The following is a 12242-nucleotide window of genomic DNA, read 5'->3' as shown; positions in this document are numbered from 1 at the left end:
TTACACCTTCGCCACGAGTGGGCGACCCAGCAGGCCTTGGGGACGGAAGATCAGGATCAGCACCAGCAGCGAGAAGCTGAACACGTCTTTGTAGTCGGAGTTGATGAGCCCGGAGAACAGCGACTCAGAGATGCCAAGGATGATGCCGCCCAGCATCGCCCCCGGCAGCGAGCCGATGCCGCCGAGCACCGCGGCGGTGAACGCCTTGATGCCGATGATGAACCCGGCATAGAAGTCGAACGTGCCGTAGTTCATGGTAATCAGCACCCCGGCCAGCGCGGCCATGGCGGCGCCGATGACGAACACGTAGGAAATCACCCGGTCGGTGTTGATGCCCAGGATCGAGGCCATCTTGCGGTCTTGCTGGGTGGCCCGGCACATACGGCCCAGGCGCGTGTACTTGATGATGTAGGTCAGCAGCGCCATGCCGGCGAAAGCCGCCACGAGGATGAAGATCTTGGTGTAGGTCAGTTGCACAAAACCGGTGCCGATATCGACGCGCATGGCGCCTTCGAGCAGTGTCGGCACGCCCTGTTGGCGGGCGCCCTGGCTGATTTGCGCATAGTTTTGCAGGATCAGCGAAATGCCGATGGCGCTGATGAGCGGCGCCAGGCGAGTGGAGTTGCGCAGGGGTTTGTAGGCGACGCGTTCGATGACCCAGCCGTATACACCGGTGACCACGACCGTGAACACCAGGGTGCCGAGAATCATCAGCGGGAAGGATTCGATACCGAAATAAGCCAGCAGAGCCAGACTGATCGCCGCGAGGTACGCGGAGATCATATAAACCTCGCCGTGGGCGAAGTTAATCATGCCAATGATGCCGTAGACCATTGTGTAGCCGATGGCGATCAGACCATAGACGGACCCGAGGGTCAGACCATTAATCAGTTGCTGCAGGAAAATACCATCCATAACGCAATCTCACGCAGTGAGAACCTGCACACCGATGGGTGTGCGGTTCTTCTTAAGGAAAATACAGGTACACAGCCCTGTGGGAGCGAGCCCTGCTCGCGATGGCGGCGCAACAGCCAACAGACCCGCTGAAGGTTGATCTGTCATCGCGAGCAGGCTCGCTCCCACAGGTTCAGGTTCCAGCCTTGCGGCCGGTAGGCCCTTACTTCTGTTTTTCCAACTGGTGGTATTTGCCGTCCTTGTCCCACTGGTAGACCACATAGTCGGAGACTTTCAGGTCGCCCTTAGCGTCCCAGGTCTTCTCGCCCATGACGGTTTTAACCGGGTTGGCCTTGAGCCATTTGGCGGCGTCTTCGCCTTTGTTCGACTTGGCGCCGTTGAAGCCGGCGGCCAGGGCCTGGATCGAGGCGTAGGCGTACAGGGTATAGCCTTCTGGCTCGGTGCCGCCCTTGCGGAATTCCTCTACCACGGCCTTGCTGTCGGGCAGCATGCGCGGGTCGGCGCCGAAGGTCATGTACACGCCATCGACGTACTGCGGGCCGCCGGCGGTGGTGACCAACTCGTCGGTGACGATGCCGTCATCGGACATGAACTTGACGTCCTTGAGGCCCTGCTCGCGCATCTGCCGTACCAGCGGGCCGGCCTCGGGGTGCAGGCCGCCGAAGTAGACGATATCGGCACCGGCGGCGCGGATCTTGGTGACCACGGCGCTGAAGTCTTTCTCGCCACGGGTCAGGCCTTCGTACAGCACGGGCTCGACGCCGCGTTTCATCAACTGGGCCTTGGTGGCGTCGGCCAGGCCTTGGCCGTAGGTGTCCTTGTCGTGCAGTACCACAACTTTCTTGCCCTTGAGCACGTCGACAATGTAGTCGCCAGCCACGATGCCCTGCTGGTCGTCGCGCCCGCACATGCGGAACATCGCACTCAAGCCGCGCTCGGTAACCTGCGGGTTGGTGGAGCCGGGGGTGATGGCGATGATGCCCGCCTCGTCGTACACCTCAGAGGCCGGGATGGTGGAAGAAGAGCAGAAGTGCCCGACCACGCCGGCGACCTTGTCCTGGTCGGCCAAGCGGTTGGCCACGGCCACGGCCTGCTTGGGTTCGCACGCGTCGTCGCCCTTGACCAGGACGATTTTCTCGCCGTTGACGCCGCCCGCCGCGTTGATCGCATCGGCCGCCGCTTGGGCGCCTTTCATGTATTGCTCGCCAAAGGCCGCGTTGGCGCCGGTCATGGGTCCCGCTACGCCGATCTTGAGGTCGGCCTGAGCAAACGCAGAAACGCCCAACGCAGCAGCGACTGCGAGGGCCAAAAAGCCTTTCTTGTAAAACGTCTGGGACATGAGGTGGTGCTCCATGGTTTTAAGTTGGCACTGCGACTTTACTTCTTCACTCATTGCGCAGAGCAAGCGCCGTGCCATCGGTTTTTTATTCTTGGAAAAGTCGCTGCACCGTTGTTTTATCGACGGATTCGGGCCCAATTTCATTGGACGTGCAACCGTCTGGAACGCGGAAGGTAAAACCATTTTTTTCAGAAGGCGCAACCGCAACGCGCCATCATTGCAACCGCGACGTTAAACAACGTGCAACCCGCCTGTAACAGCCTGCGTCACCGAAGTGCACACTGCTGGTGCAGTAGTGCTACAACGCGCACCACTACAGGCTAGTCGCTGCGCTGAAAAGCGCCGCACTTACGGGTTAATCGCCTCTTTTTGCTGTAGGAAACGAGGCCTATCCCGCTCGGCAGTGAAGCCGTCGCAAGCGGGCGAGCCCGCTTGCTAGCGCCACAGCGGGGTCAGATCACCACCCGCAGGCACTGCCCGGCGTGGTACAGCGAGAACCCGGCCTCGTACAGGCAACTGCGCAAGCCCGGGCCCACCAGGGGTTTCATCGGCACGAAGGGAATGGGCAGGGCCTTGGCATCGCCGTGGCACAGGTAGTCGGCAAAGGCCTTGCCGACCACAGTGCCGGTGGTCACGCCGCGGCCGTTGTAACCGGTGACGGCCACCAGGCCCGGCGCGGGCTCGAACAGGCGCATGAGGTGGTCAGGGGTGAACGAGATGCAGCCCGTCCAGGTGCATTCCCACTCGACTTTTTTCAGGTAGGGGAAGTAGTGCTGCTGCACCCGGTCGGCCCAGGCCTTGAGGAACCACGCCGGTTTCTGGTTGCCGTTGCCCAGGCTGCCGAGCAACAACCGCCCGTCGCGGTCGCGGCGGATGCTGCTGAGCACTTGGCGGGTGTCCCAGGAGCCCTGCCCGCCCGGCAGGATCCGCTGGGCGGCGGCTTCGGTCAGGGGCTTGGAAGCGACCTGGTAGTAGTAACCAGGGAAGAAATTGCGCCGCAGTTCGGTCCAATCGCCCTCTGTGTAGGCGTTGGACGCGATCACCACCTGTTCGGCCAGCACCGCACCGTGGGCAGTCTGCACCGCCCAGCGCTGGCCCTGGCGTTCCAGGCCGATGACCGGCGAATGGTCGAACAACTGGCCGCCCAGGTCGGTCGCGGCCTGGGCCAAACCACTGGTGTAGGCCATGGGGTTGAGGGTGCCGGCGCGGCGGTCGAGCAGCGCGGCGGCGATGCGCTCGGTGCCGGTGGCCTCGGCGCACGCGGCGCCGGTGAGCAACTCCACCGGGGCGCCGCGGCGTTGCCACTGGGCTTGGCGGCTGCGCAGGTCGGCTTCGCCCCGGGCGTTGTGGGCCATGTGCAGGGTGCCTTCGCGGCGCAACTGGCAGTCGATGGCGTACTTGTCGATCAGGCTGAACACCAGCGCCGGCGCGGCGCCGAGCATGCGGTTGAGTTGGCTGCCCACCGCCTCGCCAAACCCGGCCTCGATTTCGTCCGGGGCAATCCACATGCCGGCGTTAACCAGCCCCACATTGCGCCCCGAGCCTCCGTGCCCGGCGCGATGAGCCTCCAGCACGCAGACGCGCTTGCCCTGCTCCAGCAAGTGCACCGCCGCCGACAACCCGGTAAAGCCTGCGCCGATCACGCAGACATCCACCGTCACTTCACCTGCCAGCGCCGCCCGGTCGGGGCGTTGCGGGGTCAGGGTTTCCCACAGGCATTCTTCGCGTAAAGGCATTGCCGGACTCCGAAAATGAAACCCAACCCGCACACCCTTTCACTGTGGGAGCGAGCCTGCTCGCGATCGCTGCCTGCCCGTTGACGGATTGGGCGACTCAATCACCGCAATCGCGAGCAGGCTCGCTCCCACAGGGGAAAAGGTGCCGACCCAACTCAATCGAAGGTAATCCCCTGCGCCAGCGGCAGTTCCAGGGAGTAATTCACCGTGTTGGTCTGGCGGCGCATGTAGCCGCGCCAGGCGTCGGAGCCCGATTCGCGGCCGCCGCCGGTTTCCTTCTCGCCGCCAAAGGCGCCGCCGATTTCCGCGCCGCTGGGGCCGATGTTGACGTTGGCGATGCCGCAGTCGCTGCCCACCGCCGACATGAACTGCTCGGCCTCGCGCACATCGGTGGTGAAAATGCACGACGACAGGCCCTGGGGCACGGCGTTGTTCAGGCGCAGCGCCTCGGCAAACTCGCTGTAGCCGACCACATAGAGGATCGGCGCGAAGGTCTCGTTGCACACCACGTCGCTTTGCTCGGGCATCTCGACGATGGCCGGCGACACGTAATAGGCATCGGGGAACTGCGCCTGCAACTGGCGCTCGCCGCCGGTCACCCGGCCGCCTTCGCTCAAGGCCTGTTCGAGGGCGTCCTGCATGGTGTCGAAACTGTGCTTGTCGATCAGCGGCCCCACCAGGTTGCCCTCCAGCGGGTGGCCGATGCGCACCTTGGCGTAGGCGGCCTTGAGGCGGCTGACGATCTCGGCCTTCACCGACTCGTGGGCGATCAAGCGGCGCAATGTGGTACAGCGCTGCCCGGCGGTGCCCACGGCGCTGAACAAGATGGCGCGCACGGCCATGTCGAGGTCGGCGCTGGGGGCCAGGATCATGGCGTTGTTGCCGCCCAGTTCAAGGATGCTGCGGGCAAAACGCGCGGCGACTTTCGGCGCCACTTCGCGGCCCATGCGGGTGCTGCCGGTGGCGCTAATCAGGGCCACGCGCGGGTCGTCCACCAGGGCTTGGCCGGCATCGCGGCTACCGATAATCACTTGGCTCAGGTACGGCGGCGCATCGCTGAAGTTCTTCAACACCCGCTCGAACAACGCCTGGCAGGCCAGGGCGGTAAGCGGGGTTTTTTCCGAGGGTTTCCAGATCACCGGGTTGCCGCACACCAGCGCCAGCGTGGCGTTCCAGGCCCAGACCGCGACCGGGAAGTTAAAGGCGCTGATAACCCCGATCACCCCCAGCGGGTGCCAGGTTTCACGCATGTGGTGGCCGGGGCGTTCGGAGGCGATGGTCAAACCGTACAACTGGCGCGACAGGCCCACGGCGAAGTCGCAGATGTCGATCATTTCCTGCACTTCCCCCAGGCCTTCCTGGGTGATCTTGCCCGCCTCCCACGACACCAACTCGCCGAGGTCGGCCTTGTACTCACGCAGGATGTCGCCCAGTTGGCGCACCAATTCGCCGCGCCGGGGCGCCGGCACGTTGCGCCACAACTCGAAAGCATGCTCGGCGCGACTGACCTGCTGCTCGACCTGCGCGGCGCCCTGCCAGTCCACGGCACCGATGGCGCTGCCGTCGATGGGCGAATGCACCACCTGTTTGCCGTGCCGGTACAGGGCCGGGTCCACACCTAGACGATCAAGCAATGCGGCAACCATGGGGTATTCCTCGAGCAAAAAGACAATGGGTTCGCGCCCTTACGCAACGGCGCCTCAGGCCTGTAGTTGTAGCTGGCCCGAGAGTTGCCAACAAACGACCTTTAGGCGAGATATCATTCCGTTTATTCATGCTGCGGTTGGCTCGCGGCAGATAACAAGAACAAGGACCCGGCCATGCTCAACAAACGCTACCTGCCCTCGATCACCGCGTTGCAGTGCTTCGAGGCCGTGACCCGCCACCTGAGCTTCACCCGCGCTGCCGAAGAGCTGAACCTGACCCAGAGCGCCGTCAGCAAACAGGTGGCGCAACTCGAAGAGCTGTTGCAGCACCTGCTGTTTCTGCGGGTGCGGCGGCGCCTGCAAATGACCCCGGCAGGCGACCTGTACCTGGTGGAAGTGCGCAAGATCCTCGCCCAGGTCGAGATGTCGACCCATTACCTGCGCTCCTACGGCGGCGAAACCGAGGTGCTGCGGGTGTCCACACCCTCGACCTTCGGCGCCCGCTGGCTGGTGCCGCGCCTCAAGGGCTGGCGCCTGCGCCACCCGCATATCCACCTGGACCTGTGCAACGAGCAGGAGGCCGACGATCTGCTGCAAGGGCGCAGCGACCTGGCGTTCTACTTTGGCCAGGGCTCGCGGCCCGGCAGCGAATGCCTGAAGCTGTTCGGCGAAGAACTGGTGCCGGTGTGCGCCCCAGGCAGCCTGCCGGCCGTGCCCTACACCGACCCCACCCAACTGAGCGAACTGGTGCTGCTGCAAAACGCCTCGCGGCCCCAGGCCTGGCACGACTGGTTCGACAGCCAGGGTCATCACACCGAGCACAGCTACCACGGCCCGCGTTTCGAGACGTTCTATATGTGCATCCGCGCCGCCCAGGTCGGGTGCGGCGTGGCCCTGCTGCCACGGTTCCTGGTGGAAGAAGAGCTGGCCGAAGGCAAACTGGTAATCGCCTGGCCCCACGCCATGCCCAGCCGCGACGCCTACTACCTGGCCTACCCGGAACACGCCGCGCAAGTGCCCAAGGTGCGCGAGTTCGTGCAATGGATGCACGAACAACTCCCGGCGCTGCCGCTGTTGTAGCAAGCCCGCGTGCTACAACGACCAAATAACGCTGGCAAAGGCCCCTGGCTCTGTGCGCCACTAAGCGTTTTTAGCCACCGCGCTGTGTAGGGAGAACCACGTTATGGGTGAGAGTGTCTTTGCCGATCGCATCGTGCAGAACCTGCTCGACACCGACTTCTACAAACTGACCATGATGCAGGCGGTGCTGCACAACTACCCCAATGTCGAGGTGGAGTGGGAGTTCCGCTGCCGCAACAGCGAGGACCTGCGCCCGTACCTGGCCGAGATCCGCGTGCAGATCGAACGCCTGGCCGAGCTAAGCCTGAGTGCCGATCAACTGTCGTTCCTGGAGCACATCCGCTTCCTCAAGCCGGATTTCCTGCGCTTTCTGGGCCTGTTCCGCTTCAACCTGCGCTACGTGCACACCGGCATCGAGAACGGCGAGTTGTTCATCCGCCTGCGCGGCCCGTGGCTGCATGTGATTCTGTTCGAGGTGCCGTTGCTGGCGATGGTCAGCGAGGTGCGCAACCGCCACCGCTACCCCGGCATCGAGCTGGAGCAGGTGCGCGAGCAGCTCTACCGCAAGTTCGACTGGCTCACCGCCAACGCCTCCAGCGAAGAGCTGGCGCAATTGCAGGTGGCGGATTTCGGCACGCGCCGGCGCTTTTCGTACCGCGTGCAAGAGGAAGTGGTGAACGTGCTCAAGCACGACTTCCCTGGGCGTTTTGTCGGCACCAGCAACGTGCACCTGTCCCGCGAACTGGACATGAAGCCCTTGGGTACCATGGCCCACGAATGGATCATGGCCCACCAGCAACTGGGCCCACGGCTGATCGACAGCCAGATCGCCGCCCTCGATTGTTGGGTGCGCGAGTACCGCGGCCTGCTGGGTATCGCCCTGACCGACTGCATCACCACCGATGCCTTCCTGGGGGATTTCGACCTGTTCTTCGCCAAGCTCTTCGACGGTTTGCGCCACGACTCCGGCGACCCGGTGCGCTGGGGCGAAAAGGCCATCGCCCACTACCACACGCTGGGCATCGACCCACTGAGCAAAACCCTGGTGTTCTCCGACAGCCTGACGCTGCCCAAGGCCCTGGAGATTTTTCGCGCGTTGCACGGGCGGATCAACGTCAGCTTCGGCATCGGCACCCACCTGACCTGTGACATCCCGGGTGTCGAACCGATGAGCATCGTGCTTAAAATGACCGCCTGTAATGGCCAGCCCGTCGCCAAGATCTCCGATGAAGCGGGCAAGACCCATTGCACCGACCCCAACTTCGTCGCTTACTTGCGCCACGTGTTCAAAGTACCTGCCCAATAAGCACCCCTTCGCAAGGAGTCCATCATGCAAGCCGTACAGCGCGACATTGCTGAACAGCTCAACGTCCAGCCGCCGTTTGCCGACCACGCCGCCCTGGAGGCGGAGATCGCGCGGCGCATCGCCTTTATCCAGAGCTGCCTGACCAATGCCGGGCTCAAGACCCTGGTGCTGGGCATCAGCGGCGGTGTCGATTCGCTGACCGCCGGCCTGCTGGCCCAGCGCGCAGTCGAGCAACTGCGCGAGCAGACGGGCGACCTGAACTACCGCTTCATCGCGGTGCGCCTGCCCTACGAAACCCAGTTCGACGAACACGACGCCCAGGCTGCGGTGGACTTCATCGCCCCCGACGAGCGCCACACCGTCAACATCGGCCCGGCGGTCAAGGCCCTGGCCAAAGAAGTGAGCGCCTTCGAGGGTAAGCACGCGGTGTCGGTGGACTTCGTGCTGGGCAACACCAAGGCCCGTATGCGCATGGTCGCCCAATACACCATCGCCGGCGCCGCCCAAGGCCTGGTAATCGGCACCGACCACGCGGCCGAGGCGGTGATGGGCTTCTTCACCAAGTTCGGCGACGGCGCGTGCGACCTCGCGCCCTTGAGCGGCCTGGTGAAAAACCAGGTGCGGGCCATCGCCCGGCAGTTCGGCGCGCCGGAGTCACTGGTAGAAAAAGTCCCCACCGCCGACCTTGAAGACCTCTCCCCCGGCAAACCGGACGAAGCCTCCCACGGCGTGACCTACAGCGAAATCGACGCCTTCCTGCATGGCCAACCGGTGCGCGAAGAGGCGTTCAAGATCATCTGCGACACCTACCGCAAGACCCACCACAAACGCGTCATGCCGTTCGCGCCTTGAACTGAGCGGCAACCGCACCTGTGGAGTGGCAGCGAGCTTGCTCCCACTCCACAGGGCTCCATCCGCAAGAACACCGCCCACAAAAAAACGCCCCTCGGGGTAATGCCCGTCAGTTAAGCCCTCCCGCTTGACCTATGGCCGCAAAAAATCAAAATCCGATGCCTGCACTGGCATCGGATTTTTTTCGTCTCGCTCCGACGAAACCGTCAATCCAATGGGCTTTTAGCATTCATTCCTATGCTGATTCGCCCAAAAGCCTGCCCTTATCCGGTTTGGGCCCCACCCAACCCCACCCAAGAATCAAGAAGCAGCCGTCCTGAAAAAAGGATTTGTCCGACATCAGCTCGGGAGGCCCAGTCCTTACCCTCTGCGCTCGCGTGCGCGCCAACCCCGGCGCTGACGAGCACTGGGCCAGCACAGCGCCCAAGGAGGCCCTGTGAGCCAATGCGACCCCTCGAAAATCTGCTCCATCTGTGACCAAAAAGGCTTGGCGCTCTTGCCGCTGCGCTACGCCGTGGCCCGTCCCGCCCAACTCAGTGCTCCGCCCTTGCAGGCGCCTTTCGGTCAGGGCCTGGAGCAGGTGCCGTTGCCCGGCGACAGCGCCCACTACACCCTGCGCCTCCTGCGCGGCGGTTACCTGTATGTGTTCAATGAAAGGCGCGGCGAGTGGAAGGCCTATGTAGTGACCACCGATGCCTACCTGTTTGAGTACGACATCCACGACAAAACCCCGCCCAACCTCGAAGGCGCTGTACCTTGTAAACGCATGGCCAAGTCGGCGTCCTCGCGCTGCGTGATGATTCCTGATGCGACTCGCTCCACAAAAATCTGGCTGGGTTTCAGCGACGTAGCCTGGACGGCGCGGGTGCTGGAGCGCCACCGGCAGCAGGCTTACCGGGAACGCCATATGCGCTGCATCGATATCGGGGCGTGGTCCAACAGCCAGGGGCAGCAGGCGCACTTGGCCGGTTTGGCCACGGCCCACGAGTGCGTTGCCGAGTATCAGCTGCCGGCCCCAGGAGACGGGGCGTTGAGCGATTCGCCCCAGGTTTTTCAGAGCGGTCATGACGACCTTGAGCCGTTTTTGGCCAGTGCCCTGGCCTCAAGCCAAGGCGTGCCAGCCGCCATGGTGGCGCTGATGGACCCGGTGGGCATTGCCTTGGAACTCAACGGCTTGATCCACGGCCAGGTCGAGCGTTATGAAAGCAACGAGGAGCGTCACTGGAAAAAGTCCACCTCCAGCGCCATCCAGGGGCTGCGCCACATGCTTGAAGAGGATGCGTTGGCCCGTGCGTTAACCGTGCAGAAACTCGCGCGCCACACCCACCAAATGGACAGCCTCCTGTACTTCCCGCAGGACGACGACGAGGCTCTGTCCGCCGAGCAAGAGCAACAGGTGCGCGCCGATGCCTGGGCCCGTTACACCGACAACTACCGCGAAACCGAGCGCCTTGCCTTCGAGGAACAGTCCCACGCAGCACTTGAACAGTTCATGCAAGCGACCCTCACGCCGCTGGTCCAAGCCTTTGTCGGCTGGTTCTGGAGCGCTCAGTTGCGCCAGCACCTGGGCAGCAACCACGACAGCGGGGAATGGGACAGTGGCCTGTGTTTTACCGACCAGGTGAGCGCGTGCCTGACCGGGTTGACGGGCCATCAACTGATTATCGACAAACTGCTGGAAGACCTGCGCGGCCGCTACGACGACCCCGACAACCTGACCCTGCGCGCCCTGGTGCTGAACAACGACCAGGTTGCCCGAGCCCTGGAAGACGCCGCGACCCCCGCGATCGGAGCGGCCAACCCCTACGCCCTGCGCAACGTGCTCAACGCCTTCGGCCTGGTGCTGGATCACTATGACCAAGGTCTCCTCGGCGGCGGCCTGGCCCGCGTTGCCCGGCTCACGCACCAGATATCCGGGGCGGTGGTCAGCAGCCTGGGCAAACCCTTGAGGGCCGGGGCCTCGGGGGCTTACGACCTGAGCGTGCGTTACCGGATGGTCGGCCTGCTCGAAGCCCTGTCGGGTAAACAGATCGTGTCGCTCTCGACCATCGCATCCGACGGGCAAATGGCGCACATCATCAGCGAAAAGATCGCCTTATTGCAGCCGGGCATCGACCGTAAAGCCTTGCAGGACAAAATCAGCCAAGAACTCAAACAACTGGACCAACAACCGGGCACCCGCAAAGCCACCGGCCAAAAAAACGCCCGGCAGAAAAAGACCTTCACCTGGAACCTGATGTACGACGCCGACGTGGGCAAAACCTTAAGCCTCGACCACCGCGGCAAAATCAAGGAAGGCAGCACGGTATTACTGACCCAAGACCAACTAAGGAAGGTCATCACCGACCGTCATTTGACCTTGCCAAGATTGGCGAACACGGAGGTGGGAGTCAGCGTGGTGGGCGGAATATTGGATGGATGGAACGGCTACATGGCGATGGAGTTGATGGAGAAAGAGGGCGTGACAGTTAAATCGGGCATCAACTTGGCGGCGGCGGCCTTTAGTTTGACGGGGGCCGGGGTGGATATGGCGGACCGGGTGTTGAAGCGGTATCCGGAGGTGGGGAGTCGGTTGGCTAGGCCGTTTGGATCGACGGTGGAGAAAATAGTTAGGTCTTTGGGTGGGCTGGGGGGTATTGCGAAGGGGCTGAGTGTGGTTGGAGGTCTGCTCACGGCTGTGGTGGATGGGATAAGTGCATCTGAAGCAATAGCTAAGAGTGACTATCCTGTTTTTATTTTACGTTTAAGTACCGCCTCTTTAGGTACGGTGGCATCACTCGCATTATTGTTTAACTTTATGACTTTTGGTGTTGGTATTTTTCTTCTTTTAACGATCGCTGGGTTGTCATTGCTAGGAGATTGGATTATCAACTTGCTGCGCGATAATAAAATAGAACAATGGCTAGACAGAACGCCGCTTGGTAATAACGAGTCAATCCCTTTTGCATCTTTTACTGAACAAGATAAGGCGTGGAATGAGTTGTTGGGTCTGAGCGTGGAAGGTGACCTGTGAGTAAATATACGCGAGCCTACGATGGTTGGTTGACCCGCTATAAAATTAATAGGCCGCTGAGTAGGAGTGAGTTTGAAGGCAGGCTTGATGTAAAAAATTCGATCAGCCTGCCGCCAATAGATAGCGGGCTAATTAAGATTAATAGTGTATTTGTTGAGTGTATTGAGCGTTGGTTTTTTCAACGTGGATGGGCCGCTTTGGGGGGCGTGCCAGCGGCTGCGATTTGGGTGGGCGGCCGCAAAAACTGAGTGCAACACCTGACCTTTCCGGTACGGTGCTGCCACTATGTCCTATCACGAACTCAGTATCCCCGAACGTGCGACCCTTCAACTCGGCCTTGCCCAAGGTTTCAGCC

9 protein-coding genes are annotated in these 12242 nt (G+C 62.4%); 4 read left to right on the top strand and 5 right to left on the bottom strand.

The annotated features are described in order from the left end of the window. From AC19YR_RS06715 to amaB, 4 genes are all read right to left on the bottom strand, one after another. Positions 1-915 (bottom strand): ABC transporter permease subunit, encoded by a 915-nt coding sequence (locus AC19YR_RS06715; RefSeq protein WP_095109382.1) that lies wholly within the window; start codon positions 913-915, stop codon positions 1-3. Positions 916-1117: 202 nt separating this feature from the next. Continuing rightward, entirely contained in the window at positions 1118-2254 is a 1137-nt protein-coding gene (locus AC19YR_RS06710) for a branched-chain amino acid ABC transporter substrate-binding protein (RefSeq protein WP_500597669.1), read from the bottom strand. Positions 2255-2706: 452 nt separating this feature from the next. Continuing rightward, positions 2707-3990, bottom strand: coding sequence for an L-pipecolate oxidase (gene amaA, locus AC19YR_RS06705; protein WP_095109380.1), 1284 nt, complete (start codon positions 3988-3990; stop codon positions 2707-2709). Between the two features lie 155 nt (positions 3991-4145). Then, complete coding sequence (amaB, locus tag AC19YR_RS06700; RefSeq protein WP_500597667.1) at positions 4146-5636, bottom strand: L-piperidine-6-carboxylate dehydrogenase; 1491 nt, start codon at positions 5634-5636, stop codon at positions 4146-4148. A gap of 174 nt (positions 5637-5810) precedes the next feature. Here amaB and AC19YR_RS06695 point away from each other — a divergent pair, with 174 nt between their 5' ends. The 4 genes from AC19YR_RS06695 to AC19YR_RS06680 all read left to right on the top strand — a co-directional run bounded on the left by AC19YR_RS06695 (position 5811) and on the right by AC19YR_RS06680 (position 11887). After that, a complete protein-coding gene (locus AC19YR_RS06695) occupies positions 5811-6716 on the top strand; it encodes a LysR family transcriptional regulator (protein ID WP_500597665.1) in 906 nt (301 codons plus the stop codon). A gap of 103 nt (positions 6717-6819) precedes the next feature. Beyond that, entirely contained in the window at positions 6820-8022 is a 1203-nt protein-coding gene (gene pncB, locus AC19YR_RS06690; RefSeq protein WP_095109377.1) for a nicotinate phosphoribosyltransferase, read from the top strand. A 24-nt stretch (positions 8023-8046) separates the two neighbouring features. Further along, a complete protein-coding gene (nadE, locus tag AC19YR_RS06685) occupies positions 8047-8874 on the top strand; it encodes an NAD(+) synthase (RefSeq protein WP_500597663.1) in 828 nt (275 codons plus the stop codon). A 436-nt stretch (positions 8875-9310) separates the two neighbouring features. Beyond that, on the top strand, positions 9311-11887 hold the full coding sequence (locus tag AC19YR_RS06680; protein ID WP_500597662.1) for a T6SS effector BTH_I2691 family protein: 2577 nt from the start codon (positions 9311-9313) through the stop codon (positions 11885-11887). 138 nt (positions 11888-12025) lie between these two features. Here AC19YR_RS06680 and AC19YR_RS06675 read toward each other — a convergent pair. Further along, positions 12026-12242: hypothetical protein (locus AC19YR_RS06675; RefSeq protein ID WP_500597660.1), on the bottom strand; the 217-nt coding region annotated here is incomplete at its 5' end.

The organism is Pseudomonas sp. MF08817, from assembly GCF_059862705.1.
This window is presented reverse-complemented; position numbering and strand designations above follow the sequence as displayed.